This is a genomic window from Nodosilinea sp. LEGE 07088 (assembly GCF_015207395.1).
Classification (GTDB): Bacteria; Cyanobacteriota; Cyanobacteriia; order Phormidesmidales; family Phormidesmidaceae; genus Nodosilinea.
In genome coordinates this window covers 25,816-44,196 of record NZ_JADEWX010000010.1, presented here as the reverse complement: position 1 = coordinate 44,196, position 18,381 = coordinate 25,816, and the positions used below count along the sequence as shown (strand labels likewise).

The following is an 18,381-nucleotide window of genomic DNA, read 5'->3' as shown; positions in this document are numbered from 1 at the left end:
TTCAGAACCCACTGGCCGTCGGTCGGGCTATGATTTCATTCACGTCAACATCATCGGGTTGGGATACGGCGTACAGCACCGCTCTCGCGATCGCATCTGGGCTGAGCGAAATTTTGCGAAATTCCTGCAAAGCACCTTTCGCTGACTCGTCTGTAATATCAGAGCCCAGCTCCGTCTCAACGACACCCGGAGAGATCGTAGTAACGCGAATATTTTGCGATTCCTGGCGCAGTCCTTCAGAGATAGCCCAAACCGCATATTTCGTGGCGCAATAGACGGCCCCCGTCGGAACGACCACATGAGCTCCAATCGATGCGGTATTAATGAACTGCCCACCGCCCTGCGATTCCATAATCGGTAGCCCCGCTGCGATACCATTCAACACGCCCCGAATATTCACATTAATCATGTTGTCCCATTCCTCGACTTTCAGGGCATTCATCGGCGATAGGGGCATCACACCTGCATTGTTAAAGATGACATCGACGCGACCAAATTTAGCTTTGGCAAACTCAACAAATGCTTTCACATCGTCGCGATCGGTGACATCGACCGCTTTGAACTCTGCTGTGCCACCGGAAGCATGAATCTCCTCGACTAGCTTTTCTAGCTTATCTGTCCGCCGTGCGCCCAAAACGACTTTTGCGCCATTTTGGGCAAGCAGTTTTGCGGTGGCTTCACCGATGCCGCTACTGGCTCCAGTAATGACAATTACTTTGTTTTCTACATTCAACATAGCGAGGTTTCCTTTTATTTGAGTTGCCTTGTGTTTAGTCAGTGTAAATTAAAGAACATGCCGCAGAGACTTCAATCCTCTGAGCATTTGCCCAGCGGTTATCTTCAGAAAGTAAAGATGCGATACCTTCGGTAAGCTTCGCTAACGCCCTGTTAATATCATCGGGAAGACCCACTCGACCTGACGTAGCTTACGAATCGATGAAAGTGTAATTTACTTGAGTGTAATGAGTTCCAATACTCAAGTTCTTTCAGATTCTTCTTGTGATTTATCAGATTCTTATGGTATTTTCAAAGGTCTTCGAAAATTTCCAAATATAGGTAGCCACTAATCAGGCGCGATTATATTAGAAAGTATCAGTCGGTTCCTTTTACGGCTTAAACCGACCATTGGCAAAGACTTTCGAGACTCAACCAGAGCTGGTAAGTTTGCTCTCAAAAGTCCGCTGCAATGGCTTTTCATGCCAATTATCCATGACGCTGTCGCGTCACCCCCAATGATAAAAGCTTAGGGAAAGGGCTAGATAGGCCAAAGGACCCAGTCCGTTGACAATGATGTTAATGGGTCAGCTATCCCCACAGGGACCGGATTCCTGAGCAGCGGTTTATTTTGAGAGCAATATCGTGCTTCCCTCTCAAGGAGTAAATAGGGAGTTGCGTCTTGAAATTCAAGGCAAAGTCAGAATTTCTACCCCTTCCGCAGTCACAGCAACGGTATGTTCAAATTGAGCAGAGAGTTTCTTGTCTTTCGTAATCGCAGTCCAACCGTCCGCAAGGAATTTAAGCTCATGAGTCCCTTCGTTTAGCATCGGTTCAACTGTAAAAACCATTCCTGGACGCAGTTTCAACCCGCTGCCTCGTTTGCCATAGTGAGGAATTTGCAGCTCTGTATGCATCTGTTTGTCTATGCCATGCCCAACCATATCTCGAACAATTGAGAACCCCTTTGCCTCGGCATAGGCTTGAATTGCAGCGCCAATATCACCAATTCTTGCCCCCGGCTTGATTTCAGCAATGCCTTGCATCATCGATGCTTGAGTGGCTTCAACCAGTTTTCGGGCTTTTGCGGATACATTACCAACTAGGAATGTTTTAGACGTGTCGCCATGATAACCGTCTAGTCGTGGCGTTACATCGATGTTGATAATATCTCCGTCTTTGAGAATCTGCTTTGGATTCGGAATTCCGTGACAAACCACTTCATTAATGCTGGTGCAAATTGAGCCGGTAAAGGGGGAATGACCAGGGGGTGCGTAGCCAAGGGTGGCACTGGTTGCCCCATGGGCTTGCATCCAATGCGCTGCCTCATCGTTTAAATCTTGCGTACTCACCCCAGGTTGCACCATAGATTCCAGATGCTTGAGGAGATTCGCAGCAAGTCGTCCAACCCGCCGCATTTTGTCTAATTCTCTACTCGAGAGCAAGACGAGGCCTGGAGGGCCCTGGGGATGGACAAAATCTCCGGCGATCGAGAGCAAATTTTGACGGTTCATGGATAAAGCCTGGATCACTCGTGCTATGCCATGCTAGCACAGCGTGGCATAGCACAACACAGGCTGGGCTATTACTGGTATCTTGGAAGCAAGAAAAGCAGAAGTGAAACTCAAATGGGTGGCAAGACAGACCTAGAGCGAGTGGTTGCTTACGTTCCTCCAGAGTTAAAGCAAGAGCTGGAGGAATGGGCACAGGCAGATGAACGATCTGTCTCTTGGCTAGTTGCAAAATTGATTGATAAGTCTTTGCAAGAACGCCGAAAAAAGGGAAGTGCTTCGGAAGTAGTCAATATGCGCTGAAACTAGAGTTCTTTCGGTCGCTATTGCTGTAGGGCTTCCAAGTGCTTTTTGTCTTCAGCTGTCATAGTGAGTCATTCCTGGGGCTACCCTTCCACTCTCCCCATTAATACGGTTTTCACAAAAGTGGGATGCCCCCGGTCGCTATGACATAGACGCGGTGACCCCGCACCCAACGCTTGCCCTAGAGGAAGCAATGTTCGCTCACTTACAAATTAGCAAAGCCCCGTTTACCCGTCTGAGACGTTTGCCCAAGCGAGAGCTGATCCAGTCGCTGCGGCGCAGCCTGAGACGAAAGGGAATGGCCTTGGGTAACAGCAGGAAGGCATGCCACTTCCCACCTACAAACTCTCGGTCGCCTGTAAAACAATGAATTTGGATGTTAGGAAAGAGCTACCCGAGGGACGTGGTAATTCCAGCTCACCTCCTACTCACCTTGCCAAATCCCCAGCTAGTAAAGCTTTCTGCTCCCCTTACTCCAGTTTTGTTCTTGTATTTTGGCTTAGGCCAATCCCTTATCGTTCAAAGCCTCTATCGTGTCTGATCGAACTGCCGCTATGACTTGCATGAGCCGAGTTTACTTGTCGATTGACCATGGCAACTAAATCGCCCAAATTCTTTGGTAGTGCCCGATCAGCGAGTTGAGATCTGCCACTCCTGATACCTATAACCTCCCCAGGGTTTTCCTTCGCCTTAGATCGCTCTACCCGCTCAATCAGCCGATTCAGGTCTTCCAACGCATATAGCTGCAGCTCCCGTTTCACCCGGCTCACTGCTACATAAAAGCTCTCCCGCGCCACATAGCGATCCAACGCCCCAATCACCCGCTCCGCTGACTTGCCCTGGGCACCGTAGGTGGTGCTAACCAGCGCATAATCCATATGCGCCAGCTCCGAACTTTCGAAGGATCCTACATTCCCCCGCCCCCAGCGAATCATCACCTGTTCATCCTCCAGACCCACCACCTCAAACTCCTGGCCATTGCGACGCCCCAGGGCATGGTCATTGCGCGTCCATCGCAGGCGATCGCCCACCGCAATCTCCATCTCCTCAACCTCATAGACCGACTTCCGCCGGATCTGAGCTGGATCCACCTGCAACGCTGCCCCGGATGGACCCCGCAACATCAGCCCATTACTGGGGCTATCGGTCGCCAGCACCTCGTAGTGCTGCCCCTTTTCTATCCCCAGCCGTTTGTAGCTGGCTTGGGGAATCAGTACATTTCCTGGCTGAAAATGATGGGCATAGCTCGCCTGGGTCTCCGTCAAATCTCTCGCCTTCAGCCGCTTCACTGTCAGGCTCTGACCTAGGGTTCCTTCTCCCTTCAGGCCCTCTCGCACTAGCTGAGTGATGGCTAAACGCTCCTGGTTGGTGCCTGCCAAGAGCAGGGTCTTCTGGCGCTTATCTGGAGCTAGGGCGAGATAGTCGCGGGCGATCGCCGCTGCCCTCGCCTCCTGACTCCTCACCTGCTGGATGTAGGGCTTCAACTGCTGCACCCCCGCCGCAATTTCCCCAGCGGCAATCAGGTCAACCCCAGCCTTGATCTGCTGATTCTTCTGCCGTAGCGACTGAGTGAGGTAAGCCGTTGCCATCCCCGCCTGCTGCAAACTCTTGAACGGGTTCCCCGCCTCCACTGCCGACAGCTGCCGGGTGTCTCCCACTAAAATTACTCGGGCTTGCTGCACCTGGGCCTTGGTCACCAAAGCCAGCGCATCCTTGGCACTCAAGAGCCCGGCTTCGTCTATTACCCAGACCTCGGGCTGAGGAGAAGGCAAGATCGCTTACTCTACTCGACGTATAAGCCCGGAAAAGCCAGCTACCCAAAGAGACGTAAAAACCCAGCCGAGCAAAATATGTATCCAGAAATAAACGAGTAAAAGTCCTCCACATCGTACATCTAGGAGAAGGAAATCAATTTTGAGAATCTTGCAACCTCGGCTAGCCTTTGGCATCCAGTAACTTGATTGATGGAGATCAATTACTGGTAAAAACACATCGAGCGAATAAGTTGGCGCGAAGAACTCTGGATAGGCAAGTGATTGTCTCACTTGGCCATCTTCTTCAGATAGTGAATCAGCAGGTGATGACATTGTCTCTGGATTCGCAATTGAGTAAGCTTCCAATTCTGATGGTTCAATTAGCCCATACTTGTAACCTAAGTGAAACAAAGCTATGCCTGAACTGATAATCACTACCGATATCCACAATGCTCGGAGTGGTTGATAGCCATGTTTGATTGTGATGCCAAGACATCGATTCCAAAACTGACCACGCTTCCCTATCTGACCATACTCGCGGATATCTTCTTGTTTGGCAATTAAAATCTCTATTGACTCTTGCAAATAGCCACTACCCTTAAGAACTTGGGCTAATTGTTCATAGGGCTGAGGAGAAAATGACTCTTTTAGGTTTTGAAGTCTCAACCATTTTAGCCTTTCGCCACTGCTACTTGGAGAATTATGATCGATTCTTTCATAAATAAACCCATAGAGCCTGAGGCATCCTTGTTGCGGCCAACTCTCTACTGTATCGCTTAGAGTACGCACCTTTGCAAATCTCAAATCGAGAGTAGTAGGCTTCGAATCATATAGAGATATATCCTTGTCAAGATAAAGCCCCCCCTCAACAGTGGCATTATAAAAAGAAACTATCCCAGAAGACTTGAAATTTTTGCGTAATAAGGCAGCACCTCCAATCTTTGCGCTCTCAGCTAGAAGAGCATGCCCACTACAATTCTCAAATATTCCTTTATCGCAGTCGAGATCGCCACCGACTTCAATATCTGACAACAGCACTAGCCCTTTAGCATGAAAGCCATCTCTAAGGAAAACAGTTCCCCTTATCTCTGCCCTCTGGGCTATGAGAGCATCTCCACTGAGACCTTGAATGTTGTATTTACTGCAAAGTTTGCTCCCACTACAATCTAAATTGCCACCAATAGTAGCCCCCAGCAGCCATATTGATCCTCCGCACAGAAAACTTTCACGCAATAAGAAGTCTCCTTCTACTTCTGCTCTTTCTGCTATTATATTCTTATCGCAACTATTTATGAAGCTAGCTTTTTCGCATTTTAGGCTGCCGCCGATTTTAATATCCGAAAGCGAAACTTGGCCATTAGAATAGAATCCATTATCTAAATACACATTGTCTTTGGCTGTGACACTATTGGCCATCAAACAATATCCATTAGGACTTTCAAATCTGCCTCCACTACAAACAAGACTTCCACCAAGCATAGCTCCTCGAAGCCATACTTGACCGCTCGCATAAAAACCACTGTTTAGAAAAATATCTCCTTTAATCTCTGCATTCTGAGCTATCAGAGAATCACCGCAGGGATGGTTAAATCTGCTTGTACTACACTGTAAAACTCCACCAATAGTAGCTCCTGCTAACGATACTCGGCCGCTAATGCAAAATCCATTACAGAGGAGGACATCATTTTCTACTCGAATACTTTCTGCTTCTAGAGAGGCATTGACTATGTGAGTTCCTGACAAATCTAAGAGCCTGATGGTTGCTCCTTTAAGCCAAATAGTTTCATTAAAATAGCATCGATGAAATATCAAAGGGAAGTCAATCTTGCTAAATTGCAGATTAAGTGATCCTTCAAACCTTGCTCCAATAATCCTCAACCCCTGATAAGGAATATATTGAATAGCGTCAGTATCTGTACATAGCCATATCAAAAAAGAGGCTCTTATTAAACGATCACTTCCCCACTTGGCTGCTGTTTTAGGAGTGTTCAATACTTCATTCTTGACGCTATAGTTTGCTTTCTTTCCTGCGATTAATGAATTCAGTAAGTTTTTCTCAGATTCAAACAAGTCAAAGCTTTCAGAAGCAAGTCGAGTTATTATTTCGATTCTATCATCCATTTATTTGACCTATTGCGCGTGGACTTAGACAATATCAATTAGGATTTAATTTATGATTTTAGACTAATGCGCTTCAAATTTTGAGTTGACAAAGAAAATTCATGAGCTGGATTGTCAATTTTGAGATTGAAGCATTGAATGAATTATTTGACTTATAGCAATTAGGATGGATTTAGCGATTCTGGTTATCCTAAAATTGAGTATGAATAAGAAATTTCTGCTGTCGCTCGCGAAAGGTTTATTGAACCTGTGGAATTTGTTTCTCTTGAAGTTTATCAAAACTACAGTCGATGTTGATTAAACGCTGTCATTGGCATTCGAACTATGACCCAAATCATTCAGACCTACATCGACATGGGCAGCTCTGCCACCAAGTGCCTCTACTGGCAGGGCCAGCCCTACCTGCTGCACCTAGACCCCCAGGTGGCTCGACTGAACCCCGCCCGGCTCGACCGGCTGATGTTAGGAGGGCTGACTAGCCAGGAACCGGAGGACAGTGCCTATGTGATGGTGGGGAGTAGTGCTTATGCCATTGGGGCGTTAGCGATCGCCCAAAAAGGTGACTCGGGTCTGGCTTTGCCCAAGCGCGATCGCGCCGTCTACAAAATCTTGGCTACCCTCGGCGTCATCGCTGAGAAGACTCTGGTAGCCCAGGATTCCGACAGCTCAGGTTGTGAGTTCATCGCCCAACTGGGGCTGTTGCTGCCATTGGAAGAATACTGGCAAGACCGCAAGGAGTTAAAGGCCCAGATTCTGGGGGCGATCTCAGACTTCAGCTTTCGGGGCAGGTCTCTGTTTGGGCAGCTAGAGCGCATCGAGATGCAGCCAGAGGGGGCCGGGCTTTACCTGGCCAAGGGGTTGCAGCTGGCCAGAGCTGGGGTAGGGATTCGCGACTCCACCGTCGTCGTCCTTATGTTTGGCCACCGCAATCTCTCTATTCTCACCTTCGAGAAGGGCAGCACGCCCCAGGAAACCAATAGCACCTCCCAGGGGCCAGGATTTGTGGAATACCTGAAGCAGTGTGCCACTGAGCTACCGGGTGTCGCTCCCGATGACCCGGCTCTGCTGGAAGCAATCCTTCAGGGGCACCCCACCTTTCACGTCCCAGGCCGCAAGGAAGCTCTCGACCTGGCTAAGGCCTGTAGCTACGCCCGTGAGTTCTATTTGGATCGAGTGAACCAGTTTCTGGTGGAGTGGCTGCCCTCGGCTGAGGTGGAGGTAATTGTGGGCGGGGGTGCTGCCTATTTCATTCAGCCAGAGCTGGAGCAGTTTTTTGACCAGCGCGGGCTTGCTCAACAGATCACCTGGGCCGAATCCCTGCGGCAGGAGATGACCGACGTACTGCGGGGCCAGGATGGCACGGCTGAACCTGACTTGATTACCAGCGTTCGATGGGCCGATGTCTATGGGTTGTTCAAGACCTTTATGTACAGCGCCAAGCCAACCCAGCCCCGCTAGCGCCAAACTCTCTCCAATTGCAGCAAAGATAAGGACTCAGAAGCATGACCCAAACGTCAGAAACAAAGGCCCGGATTCAGTACTCCAGCCGGGATGAGCTGGATGTGGCGGTGATCGGTTATTGCCGTGGGCGATCGCGCCATGACCTCCATGCCCGAATGCGATCAGCCCTGAATGGCTGTTATGGCCCGTTTGCCATGGCAGCAGTTCAGGCTTCCCAGGATGAAATTCGGCGACAGGCAATGCGATCAATTCAGCAATTGACGACTCAGATTCTAGAAATCAAGGAGCGGTTTCTCCCAGAGTTAGATGCTCTCGATGCTCCGGTGTTGCCAACCACGATAGCTCTCCCAGTGGTTGGGCCAACTCCACAGCATTTGCCATCAGCTAAAGACCCCGTGGCATCCACCACAACAGTACCCATCACAACTCCGACTGATTCAGGGCCGGTGGATCAGCCACTGCGGGAGTTCTTGGGAGATGATGCCGCCATCATGGCGGGGCTCAACCCTTTTATCAATGACTTGACGTGAATCCGCCGCGACCTAGGACACCTATCTCCGTTGACCGTCAGACCCAGGAGCAGATCGCGGGGACGGCGGTGCTGCTGCTGGAGCGGTTTTGCCGCGACCAAGTTCGGGGGCAGCGGGTGTTCGAGGGCAAGCAGTTTTACACGATTGTGAAAAGGGAGCGCGATCTGAACATCGAGTTTAAGGGCGATGCTCATCACCGGCCGGAGACAATTCTCACGTTGCGGACTCAGCGAGACAATGAGCAAACGTTCTACGAGATTGAGTCTTGGCTGACCCAGGCAGATGTGCAGCGGTTTGTCCTGATTCGTCGGGAGCTACAGCAGGATCTGGCAGAACCTCAATTTGAGCCAGGGCAAAGGACAATGTGAAGCGCTCTCTAGGGGTTGTCCATAAAACTGAGCGATGAGAGGTTAACTCAACTCCTCCAGCTGATCGAGGTTGAACTTTTGGATAATTTCTTGTTGCTCTGCCTCGGCTAGCCAATGGTCGATGGCTTCATTGGCGATCGCATTTACCGAGGAGTCTTTGATACCCGCGATCGCCTTCAGCAGCCGATCTTTCTCCTCAGTGATATACACCCTGATCTGTGGCTTAGCTGGCTTTGGCACTCGCTTAACCTACCTTAAGGCTACTTACCTATGCTGCTATTTTTAGCAACACAAATCTAGGGATATTGCCTTATAAAGGCAATCGCCTTATGATGGATCATCACCGCAGTTCCCATACCCCAATTTACGCTGGCGCTGCCAATGGAGGAAAAGCATGATCACTCTGACTACAGATGAAGTCGTTCTCATCAAAACTATTCTGACCGCCCTGAGAGGCATCAAAGTTCGAGACATCGACAGGGCGCTTGTCATCCTTAATAAGAACGACCCGTCTCGAGGGGTGGACAGCGGTCAGTCCAGTCCGTTAGACGAAACATAGACATCCTGGCTTTACCCAGGTCTCAGTCATTATTGGTTGCAAGCTTGCAAGCCAAAGTGCTGCTTTGTAATCTCTATTCGACTAGCCTAATTTGTTAGTACTATTGCGCTCACCTTACCTCTGGGACCACGATCATCCTAGTTGCTGGGGCAGTTTATCTATTCAGCGTGGTCATTCAACCGCTGTTGAAACATTGGCAATCGGCCAATCGCGATTTTTAGCTCTTTGGTGTATGACATCGGGCGCAACGACCCGCCAATCTACCCACTGGCCCAGATTAGACTAAGCCGAAATAGAGGCTGAAAGCGACTAGGCGTTCCTAACCCAAGGGGGTAAAGCCAAGGAAGCCGAGCTTCCCTTTGCTTTGTCACTCTATGATTATTTAGTTATATTAAAAGAAGCTATTAGGAGGGGCGCAAGCTCATAACAGATGTTTATCCCTCGTGGTTTTGGCGAACGGTCTATGACGACCCAGCTAGGCAAAATGGCTTACTACACGGCTCAAGGAGAACCGTGGGATGAAGCTCCATTAAAAGAAGCCTTGGTGTTTCTGCACGGCCTAGGGGGTGGGTCGTCTGCCTACGAATGGTCAAAGGTTTATCCGGCGTTTGCCGCTGATTATCAAATTCTGGCCCCCGATTTAGTGGGTTGGGGCCGCTCCGATCATCCCGTCCGTAACTATCGGGCCGAAGATTACATCGCCAGCATCATTGAGTTTCTGGAGCAGACCTGTCAGGCTCCCACAACCGTTATTGCCTCAGCCTTAACAGCGGCCTTCACGATTCGGGCCGCCGTCGAAAGACCTGACTTATTCAAGTCATTAATTGTCACCACCGCTGCGGGTTTAGCCGAGTTTGGCAAAGACTATCGCAAAAGCGGGTTTGCCCAGTTTGCCCAGTCTGTGAATGCCCCCCCGCTCAACCATTTGCTGTATGGTGCAGGGGTGGCTAACAGTTTTGGCATTCGTAGCTTTTTAGAGCAGCGTCAGTTTGCCGATGCCGCACGAATTAGCCCTGAAATCGTGGAAGCCTATCTGCAATCGGCTCAACAAGACAACGCTGAGTATGCCGCGCTCTCCTTTGTGCGAGGGGATTTGTGCTTTGACTTGTCCCAATACATCACAGACCTGACGGTGCCGACCGCCCTGCTGTGGGGCAAAGGCTCTGAGTTTACCCATCCTAGCGTCGGTCGTCGGCTAGCAGAGATGAACCCTCAAGCTATTCGCTACGTTTACTACCTGGATGACGTGGGATTTACCCCGCAGCTCGAGCAACCAGCGGTGACGATCGGCCTCATTCGTAAACTCTTGCCTTTACTGGCCTAGGGTTTGACCAACCACCAGGAGATAGAGACATCATAATGAGCCCCATAACGAACAGCGCAGGTTGGCAGAATGGGTATAGACGGGTTTTGGCCTGGGGAATGGCCAAGGCCACCGAGGCAGATGAGCAAACCATCAAGCTGCATGATTGCCACGACTACACCACAATGGCCGACCTGAAGCGATCGCTATTGGGCCATTTGCAGGGCCGGGTATTAGAAATTGGCCCCGGAGCAGGGACGAACTTAACCTATTTTCCCCCAGACATTCACTGGATTGGGGTAGAGCCTAACCTGTTTACCCATCTCTATATTCGTCAAGAGGCCGAACGCCACGGACTGAAAGATATCGAACTACATGGTCAGCCAGCTGAGCAATTTCCGGTCGAAGACGGCAGCCTGGATGCGGTGGTGAGCACCTATGTATTGTGTTCTGTGACTGACATTGACACGACTCTAAAGGATATTCAGCGAGTGCTAAAACCTGACGGCAAGTTTGTCTTTATGGAGCACGTTGCCGCAACCGACGGTACCTGCACTCGCACCGTTCAGGATGGCATTACGCCGGTCTGGAAGACGGTGTTTGATCACTGCCATCCCAACCGAGAAACCTGGAGAAACTTGGAAAAGGCAGGGTTTGCAACAGTGGACTATCAGACCTTTCGACTATCTATTCCGGTGGTTAGCCCCCATATTGCTGGCGTAGCAACCCGAGCATCGATCGATTCTAAGACTGAATTAGCCCACGGCCAGAGCAAATCTAGACAACCCACTTTAGGAGATATTCATGATATTTAGCAAATCAATTCGGGCCGTAGTGCTGGCGCTCGCCCTGGGGGTCTGCCTCTGGTTGGGGGTGGGGCCAAGCTCGGTACTGGCAGCACCGCTACCAGCCACTGAAGCGATCTTACAAGAAGGGGATCAATCTCTGCCTGAAGCATCCCTGGAGTTAAAATTGGGAGTCGATCGCTTCCTCACGTCGATGCCTACTGGCTATTACGCGATCTCGAACGTGGCCAGCTTGAAAAGTCGGTTAGCCAACCCTGAAGCGGTGTTAGTCGATGTGCGCGAGCCTTCGGAATATCAGTCTGGCCACATTCCTAACGCCATCAATATTCCGCTGCGAACCTTGACGGATAATTTGGATAAAATTGTCCGCGATCGCCCCGTGGTGCTGTACTGTTCGACGGGCTATCGATCGGCGATGGGGGTGATGACATTGCACCTGTTGGGCTATGACAACGTTCAGGGCTTTCCGCCCAGTTTTGCCGGGTGGAAAACAGCTGGGGAGATGATCGTCAAGTAACTATTTCCTTAGTCTGCTTGCCAAACGATTACCACCTGAGTGCATGTCCGGCAATCGACACAGCGATCGCCCAATTTATGCCACAAAGCGCCCATGGTTGTTAGTCCGGTGCAATGGTTAGCACCGAGCAATTGCATGTCATACCGTTTTAAGCATTCAAGGGTGGCATGTATACGATACTCACTCAGCAGTCCCCTACCGCCAGCGGTGTTATCCACCAAAACTGTGATCCCAAGGCGTTCAATCATTGAAGAAATCCATGGTCTAAAGACGGAATGCGTCCCCAAAGGATTGATCTAACCTGTGCCACTAACCGGCTTGGGTCTGCACTTGTTCAGTAGGGCCAAATATTCTATCCGTAAATTTCACGTACCAGGCCGCGGCCTGTACCTGGATGATGTAGGCCATGGCAATGATTAAGGCAATTTCGGAGCCTTGTTCGTTGCCAAAGGCGGTCATGGCGATCGCTAAAGCAATGGACAGATTCCGCATCACCGTGCCGTAGACCAGGGCGATCGCATCCCCCCGTTCAAAAAAGAACTTACCGACCAGGGTACTGAGGAGAAAATTCCCCGCATACAAGATCGCTAGGGGAATTAAGAATGAAAGCAAGACTAATGGATTGGCGAGGATGTCTTTCGCCTTCAGCGCCATCGCCACAAACACGATGCCTAAAACGCCAATGGTGGAAAAGGCGGGAAACTTTTGTTTGAGATTTTTGTTGTATTTATCTGCCCCAACAGCTTGAATCAGGGCAATGCGGGTGACAAACCCCAGAATCATGGGCAAGAAAACAATAATGATGATTTGCTTGAAAATACTTGCCAACGGAATTTCGACTACGGTGCCCATGAGCCACTTGGCATAAAACGGAGTGGCGATAGACCCCAGAATCAGCCCAATCACCGTCATTTTGACAGCAGCGCTCAGGTTGCCCTTGGCAAAGCCCGTCCAGGAAATGGTCATGCCGCTGGTGGGCAGCAGAGACGCCAGCAACAGGCCCAGCGCCACCAGGGGGCGATCGCCAAAAAACACTCGACCCATCGCCAAGGCAAAAAACGGCACCACGGCGAAGTTGATGACCTGGGTGACTATCTGCACTTTGGTGTCGCCCCCCGACAACACCTTCTGAATCTGCAGATTAATCATCATGGGATACACCATGAGGAAAGTCAGGGGAATGATCAGCGACTTGAGGGGGGCTGGATTGGTCAATGCGCCGACGATGATTCCGGCCACCATAAAGGCCGGAATTGACCAGACGAGATTTTTTTGAATAAAGCCCAAGACTTTCCACATGGGACGGCTCTCCTAAATCGTTGTGATGATGAATGATGGTTTGCTTAATCAGAAACCTCAGCGGTTTTCGCGGTGCCCTTTTGGGTGGGGAGTCCGGCTTTTTGCCAGGCCACCATGCCCCCCGTAATATTGAATACTTGGCTAAAACCGTCTTTCACGAGGGTCTGGGCCGCGAGCGGACTGCGGTGAGCGGTCAGACAAATCAGGGCGATCGCCTCTGTTTTGGGCAAAGTGCGAAACCAGTGGGGCAGCACCCAGGTTTTAAGCCAGGGCAACCGTCCCATCAAAATGCGCGGCAGGCTCAGGCTGATCGCCCCCGGCGCATGAAACTGCGCATATTCCAATCCACTGCGCACATCAATCAGTCGTGGGGGATGAGGCCGGTGGACAAATTCTTCAGGCGTCAGCTCAACCACCGACGGAGTCAGGGATGACATCGAATCCATATCATTTCTCCAATGTGAGTGGTGAAACGGTTAGTCCACTGCTCAGTCTGGACTCTCTGCTTGTCCTTGCACCACTAAGACTGAGCAGGCAACATGGTGTAGGACATAATTGCTCACGCTGCCCAGGAACATCTCAGAGATCCCTCCCAGGCCTCGACGCCCTAACACAATTAAGTCGGCTCCCCACTCCTGGGCCAAGTCGCGAATCAGGGGCCCCGGATGACCCACGGCACACCGAGACTGAACCGGGATGTGCTGCTCGGTTGCTTGAGCGACATAACGTTTTAACCAGTGACGGGTCTCGCTCAGCTTTTCCTCTAACTGGCTTTGCTGAGAGGCGGCAAAGGCCCCCGACAGGTCGGTCTCCATTTCAATCGCGTCAAAGGCACCGAGCCCCACATGAAAGTCCCAGTCCAGAGCTGTGAATAGCATCAACTGGCTATCGTTAGCCAAGGCCGTTTTGATCGCCTTGGCAAAGACATCGTCAGCCTGTTGAGAACGGTCTAGGGGGACTAAGATTTTGGTGAACATAGTATTCTTCCTGTTTTCTGGGCCAAGTCAGGTGTCTGTTAAGTCCCTAGACCCACCAGGGCTGTTCTCCCGTCCGGGGGTCAGTTTCATTCCAGGGATAAATCCAGATGGCGTCATCTTTCACCGCCACATGAACAATCTTGAGGGGGAGCGGCGCGGGGCCTCGCACGACATTGCCATCGGGGTCGTAGAGGGATCCGTGGCACGGGCATTGAAACTGCTGATCGTTCGAGTTCCAGGGAAACGTGCAGCCCAGGTGCGTGCAGTTATCGACAATCCCCCTGGGGGACACAGAACCATCCATCTGGATCGTCAAATAAGTGGGTTCACCGGCTAATCCGGCAATCAGGGCACGGGTGCCAGGGGGTTCAGCCAAAATTTGACTCGCCGGAATGGGATTACCCAGTTTGTCTTTAGCGAGAATCCCGCCCCCTTCAGTCACCTCTCGAGGCGGTACCAGAAATTTGGCAGCGGGGTACAGTGCTGAGCTGGCGGTGGCCGCTACGGCAGCCCCGGTTAAAAAGTTGAGCAATTGCCGCCGCGATAGGGACGGACTTTCATACGGAATGGCATCTTCCATTATTCAAATTAACTCCAGTTCTTTTAATGACAGTGCAGAAAGAATGGTGCGGTAGTTCTCTCAAAAACTCAATTTGTTAGGACTCACCCAGATTGCAGCGCTGGGTTGATTCGGTAGACCCCGAATCAATGCTTCAGGGTCTAAAACTAGGAAGCTATCGGGGTATAGTCTTGCTTCCTCAGAATTGGGAGTTGGGGGCTTAGAGGGCCATCCAGCAGAATGTCTAATTCTGACCATTCATTCTTTGATGCTGCAACGCCATCGGCTGCAACCTAATCAAACAACCCTTCCACTTCTTGCTGAAAGGCAATCAACGCATGGGTGGCCTGAAACGGCTTCAGGGCTTCCATGATCTGGTCGGCAATGGTGCTCGAAACAATGGTCTTGATTTCAATATTGGTGTTGTAGCCCGCAATATCGCCCATGCGTCTACCATGACTACCGGCTCCTTTAGCGGGAATCAGCGTGTAGCCTGACACTTTCAGCTGGGTAAACAAATGAATCAAACGTTCCTGCAAAACCGCTTCACCAATAATGGTGACGAGGGTACCTTGGGTTAACGTAGCCATGTGAACCTCTAACAACGTGATTGGTGAATGATAAGCAAACTCCTGCCGTCGTCTACTCAGGGAAAGTCAGTAGGTCGATCTCAACGAAGGAGATTTGATCACTCAGGGGCGCAGAAAACTTTTTTGAGTCTCATGGTGAATGGCTGAGACGGTCAAAATATCAGCTTGAATCCACTTCCCTCATCCAATTTTTTAAGCGATCCTCAAATTACTGTCTCAGTGAGAATCCCTTATTCATAGGAATTTCCAGAGTTTTCTGCACCACCAAGGGCCGTGAGTCAAAGGAAGCGATCGCTCACCCGACCTGAAAGTCTCCATCGCCGTTCAATCACTCTGAATAAAATCGTCTGACTTTATGACAGGGATTGGTTGGACTTGCGGGTATTGATCCCGAGCAATCCGTACAGGGCACAGGAACCGATCAGGCCCGTGAGCAGGGCAATGCCCCCGACCACAGCCAGCCCGATTCCCAGGGCTGATCCAGCATGGGTTTGCAAACCCAAATACAGCAGAACAGCGGCTGCGATTAGGCGCAGTAAGCGATCAATGGTACCGACATTGTTCAACATAGGATTTATCTCCAAAGATGATTGGTCAAAATTGAATCAGTAAAATCAAATCAGGCGAATGTGTGGATGTTGTGAGCAGCGGCTATCCGTTCAGGAACTCAACATTCCAGGACTGAGGCAAAACTCAGGCCACCCCAGCCAACTCAGGCATTGTGGCGGCGGGCAGGCGATCGATCACAGCCTGCATTTTTTCGCTGGCTTCTAACGCAATCGCCTTGGCCTCAGGGGTATGCACCATTAAAAACATCATCAGCGGATCGACCGCCGAGACCTCGACGCGGCCATCTTCATGCTCTTGGACCACCACATTGCAGGGGTAAAGCGTCCCAGCTTTGTCATCCGCTTGAATCATGTTGTAGGCGATGCCGGGATGGCAGGCCCCGAGAATTTTGTAATTGCGAAAGTCTTTGCCGAGCTTTTTCTTAAAGGCGGCCTGCACGTCAATTTCGGTCAGGATCCCGAGCCCTTCTTCTCGGAGCGACTCTGTCACCTGTTCTATGGCCTCTGCAAATGAGGCATTTACAACTTTACTAAAGTGATACATCAATCGGATCTCTATGACTACAGTGCTTGTGAATCAAGGCATCTGTCCATCAGGATGACTTTCAGACCAGCCCTTGATTGATTAACTTATTTTCACTATATAACCAATTAGTTGTTGGTTCTTGTCCCCGACCAAGAAAGCAATCCTCAAAGGCGATGCATAGATCTTAGTCTATTTGTAAAACCATATAACTAATTAGTAGTATGCTCAAATAAAGAAAGGAGTGGATGATGCTTGAGTGAGGTGCCTCATAACTTCCTCAAAATGTTGGCCTACTCTCCTATTGGCTGAAGCTCAGACGTTCGGAGAGCTGTGTTGCCCCGAGGGATGAATAAACGCCTGATAAAAAAGTCCGAGTGACCTGTTGTGCAACTATTTAGCCCTCACCTCCCCAGCCCTCCTCTCCCAAATCTGGTAGAGGAGAGAGTTTGAAAGGTTTTTGGTGCCCTTCTCCCAACCTTGGAATAAGGGCAAATGCAAGATTGACAGGCTTTTCAGGAAAGTTGCCCAACAGGTGAATGAAAACATAGAGGATGAAAGCACACTATGGCTAATGTTGTTGTAATTGGAGCCGGATTGGGGGGCTTGCCAGCCGCCTACGAACTCAGGCATCTGTTGCCTAAGGAGCATACAGTAACCCTGGTGTCCGATAAATCTGAATTCACCTTTATTCCAGGGTTGATTCAGGTCGCTTTCAATTTGAAACCCCTGTCGCATGTTCAGATGGGCTTGGCTCAACTCGCTCAGCGCCATCACCTCAACTGGGTGTCGGGCCAGGTCACAGCGCTCGACACCACCCAGCAGTGCCTAACGATTGAGGGGCAGGAGGCGATCGCCTATGACTACCTGCTCATTGCCACCGGTGCCTCCCTCGCCTGGGACCGGGTACCGGGCACTGGCCCCCATGGGGGCTATACCCACTCGGTCTGCACCCCCGACCATGCTCTCGAAGCCCGTCAGGCCTGGCTCGACTTTTTAGAAAATCCTGGCCCCATCGTGGTAGGAGCGGCTCCCGGTGCAGGCTGCTTTGGCCCCGCCTATGAATTTGCCCTGATTGCCGATCAAGAATTGCGCCGTCGAGGGTTGCGAGATCAAGCCCCGATCACCTACGTCACCCCAGAACCCTACGCCGGACATTTAGGCGTCTCGGGGGTACGCCAGGCCCGAGAGCTGACCGCCGAGCTGATGCAAGAACGGGGAATTGAGGTGATTGACAATGCCACCATTACCGCCGTGGAGCCCCAAACGGTGACCCTGGCCGATGGCCGCCAGTTGCCCTTTCATTACGCCATGATTTTGCCTGCCTTTCAGGGAGCGCAGTTTATCCGAGAGGTGCCTGGGCTCGGCGATGACAAAGGCTTTATTCCCATTTTGCCCACCCAGCGTCACCCCGAGTTTGCCAATATCTATGCCGCCGGGGTCAGTGTCAAATTGGCCCAGCCCGATGTCACTCCGGTGCCGATTGGGCTCCCCAAAAGCGGACAAATGGCTGAAGCGATGGCGACCGCTGCGGCCCACAATATCGCGGTTGACCTCAAAGCGATCAACGCCAAGCCTCAAGTACCGACCTTAGAGGCCCTCTGTTTCGCGGAGTTTGGCGAGACGGGTATTGCCTACATTGCCGCTCCGGTACTCCCCGACCCCAAAACCGGAAAGCGGAAACGCTCCTACGCGGTGCGTGGCCCCTGGGTGGTGTGGGTGAAAGCCGCTTTTGAAGAATATTTCATGATGAAAATTCGCTTTGGCGTGGGCATGCCCTGGTACGAGCGGCTGGGGCTGCGATCGCTGTTCGGGCTGCAACTGTTGAAGGATGTTTCCAGCAGTGCTAAAACGGCAGCCCCAGGGTCTGAATCCTTGGTGGGTTGAGTTGCGCGTGCATCCCGACCAAGCGCGACT

20 protein-coding genes are annotated in these 18,381 nt (G+C 50.9%); 8 read left to right on the top strand and 12 right to left on the bottom strand.

Going from position 1 to position 18,381, the window contains the following annotated elements; all coding sequences use genetic code 11:
- Position 1: 1 nt before the first annotated feature.
- Together IQ254_RS04500 and map are read right to left on the bottom strand one after the other, a co-directional pair.
- Positions 2-736, bottom strand: a complete 735-nt coding sequence (locus IQ254_RS04500) for an SDR family oxidoreductase (protein WP_193964862.1) — start codon at positions 734-736, stop codon at positions 2-4.
- A gap of 667 nt (positions 737-1,403) precedes the next feature.
- Positions 1,404-2,228 carry a type I methionyl aminopeptidase gene (map, locus tag IQ254_RS04495; RefSeq protein ID WP_193964859.1) on the bottom strand — a complete coding sequence of 275 codons (825 nt, stop codon included), beginning with the start codon at positions 2,226-2,228 and terminating at the stop codon, positions 1,404-1,406.
- Positions 2,229-2,342: 114 nt separating this feature from the next.
- Between map and IQ254_RS04490 the strand changes: the two genes are divergently transcribed.
- Positions 2,343-2,528 (top strand): CopG family transcriptional regulator, encoded by a 186-nt coding sequence (locus tag IQ254_RS04490; protein WP_193964944.1) that lies wholly within the window; start codon positions 2,343-2,345, stop codon positions 2,526-2,528.
- A 512-nt stretch (positions 2,529-3,040) separates the two neighbouring features.
- On the opposite strand, the gene IQ254_RS04485 is transcribed toward IQ254_RS04490, so the two are convergent.
- On the bottom strand, positions 3,041-4,300 hold the full coding sequence (locus tag IQ254_RS04485) for an AAA family ATPase (protein ID WP_193964857.1): 1,260 nt from the start codon (positions 4,298-4,300) through the stop codon (positions 3,041-3,043).
- Between the two features lie 6 nt (positions 4,301-4,306).
- A complete protein-coding gene (locus IQ254_RS04480) occupies positions 4,307-6,403 on the bottom strand; it encodes a hypothetical protein (RefSeq protein ID WP_193964855.1) in 2,097 nt (698 codons plus the stop codon).
- Positions 6,404-6,727: 324 nt separating this feature from the next.
- On the opposite strand from IQ254_RS04480, the gene IQ254_RS04475 reads away from it, so the two are divergent.
- Genes IQ254_RS04475 through IQ254_RS04465 form a run of 3 tightly spaced genes read left to right on the top strand, consistent with a single transcriptional unit; the run spans position 6,728 to position 8,762 of the window.
- Positions 6,728-7,861 (top strand): ParM/StbA family protein, encoded by a 1,134-nt coding sequence (locus IQ254_RS04475; protein WP_193964853.1) that lies wholly within the window; start codon positions 6,728-6,730, stop codon positions 7,859-7,861.
- A 44-nt stretch (positions 7,862-7,905) separates the two neighbouring features.
- Positions 7,906-8,394, top strand: coding sequence for a hypothetical protein (locus IQ254_RS04470; RefSeq protein WP_193964851.1), 489 nt, complete (start codon positions 7,906-7,908; stop codon positions 8,392-8,394).
- Positions 8,391-8,762 carry a hypothetical protein gene (locus tag IQ254_RS04465; protein ID WP_193964849.1) on the top strand — a complete coding sequence of 124 codons (372 nt, stop codon included), beginning with the start codon at positions 8,391-8,393 and terminating at the stop codon, positions 8,760-8,762. The genes IQ254_RS04470 and IQ254_RS04465 overlap by 4 nt, the downstream gene beginning before the upstream one ends.
- A 42-nt stretch (positions 8,763-8,804) precedes the next feature.
- Here the strand turns inward: IQ254_RS04465 and IQ254_RS04460 are convergent, their stop codons facing one another.
- The gene (locus tag IQ254_RS04460; RefSeq protein WP_193964847.1) at positions 8,805-9,002 is read right to left on the bottom strand and encodes a hypothetical protein; all 198 of its coding nucleotides are present in this window, start codon (positions 9,000-9,002) and stop codon (positions 8,805-8,807) included.
- A 749-nt stretch (positions 9,003-9,751) separates the two neighbouring features.
- Between IQ254_RS04460 and IQ254_RS04455 the strand changes: the two genes are divergently transcribed.
- From IQ254_RS04455 to IQ254_RS04445, 3 genes are all read left to right on the top strand, one after another.
- Complete coding sequence (locus tag IQ254_RS04455; protein WP_193964845.1) at positions 9,752-10,645, top strand: alpha/beta fold hydrolase; 894 nt, start codon at positions 9,752-9,754, stop codon at positions 10,643-10,645.
- 98 nt (positions 10,646-10,743) lie between these two features.
- On the top strand, positions 10,744-11,439 hold the full coding sequence (locus IQ254_RS04450; RefSeq protein ID WP_228040142.1) for a class I SAM-dependent methyltransferase: 696 nt from the start codon (positions 10,744-10,746) through the stop codon (positions 11,437-11,439).
- Complete coding sequence (locus tag IQ254_RS04445; RefSeq protein ID WP_193964841.1) at positions 11,429-11,947, top strand: rhodanese-like domain-containing protein; 519 nt, start codon at positions 11,429-11,431, stop codon at positions 11,945-11,947. Before IQ254_RS04450 ends, IQ254_RS04445 begins: the two co-directional genes overlap by 11 nt.
- 309 nt (positions 11,948-12,256) lie before the next feature.
- On the opposite strand, the gene IQ254_RS04440 is transcribed toward IQ254_RS04445, so the two are convergent.
- The 7 genes from IQ254_RS04440 to IQ254_RS04410 form a co-directional block, all read right to left on the bottom strand.
- A complete protein-coding gene (locus tag IQ254_RS04440) occupies positions 12,257-13,246 on the bottom strand; it encodes an arsenic resistance protein (RefSeq protein WP_193964839.1) in 990 nt (329 codons plus the stop codon).
- A gap of 44 nt (positions 13,247-13,290) precedes the next feature.
- A complete protein-coding gene (locus IQ254_RS04435) occupies positions 13,291-13,692 on the bottom strand; it encodes a rhodanese-like domain-containing protein (protein WP_193964837.1) in 402 nt (133 codons plus the stop codon).
- 42 nt (positions 13,693-13,734) lie between these two features.
- Positions 13,735-14,223 (bottom strand): universal stress protein, encoded by a 489-nt coding sequence (locus IQ254_RS04430; protein ID WP_193964835.1) that lies wholly within the window; start codon positions 14,221-14,223, stop codon positions 13,735-13,737.
- A 46-nt stretch (positions 14,224-14,269) separates the two neighbouring features.
- A complete protein-coding gene (gene petC / locus IQ254_RS04425; RefSeq protein ID WP_193964833.1) occupies positions 14,270-14,803 on the bottom strand; it encodes a cytochrome b6-f complex iron-sulfur subunit in 534 nt (177 codons plus the stop codon).
- Positions 14,804-15,075: 272 nt separating this feature from the next.
- Positions 15,076-15,372, bottom strand: a complete 297-nt coding sequence (locus IQ254_RS04420) for a hypothetical protein (RefSeq protein ID WP_193964831.1) — start codon at positions 15,370-15,372, stop codon at positions 15,076-15,078.
- A 353-nt stretch (positions 15,373-15,725) separates the two neighbouring features.
- Positions 15,726-15,941, bottom strand: coding sequence for a DUF2892 domain-containing protein (locus IQ254_RS04415; RefSeq protein WP_193964829.1), 216 nt, complete (start codon positions 15,939-15,941; stop codon positions 15,726-15,728).
- Between the two features lie 124 nt (positions 15,942-16,065).
- A complete protein-coding gene (locus IQ254_RS04410) occupies positions 16,066-16,485 on the bottom strand; it encodes a DUF302 domain-containing protein (RefSeq protein ID WP_193964827.1) in 420 nt (139 codons plus the stop codon).
- A 546-nt stretch (positions 16,486-17,031) separates the two neighbouring features.
- On the opposite strand from IQ254_RS04410, the gene IQ254_RS04405 reads away from it, so the two are divergent.
- Positions 17,032-18,351: an NAD(P)/FAD-dependent oxidoreductase gene (locus IQ254_RS04405; protein ID WP_193964825.1), complete on the top strand. Its 1,320-nt coding sequence runs from the start codon at positions 17,032-17,034 to the stop codon at positions 18,349-18,351.
- Positions 18,352-18,381: the final 30 nt, after the last annotated feature.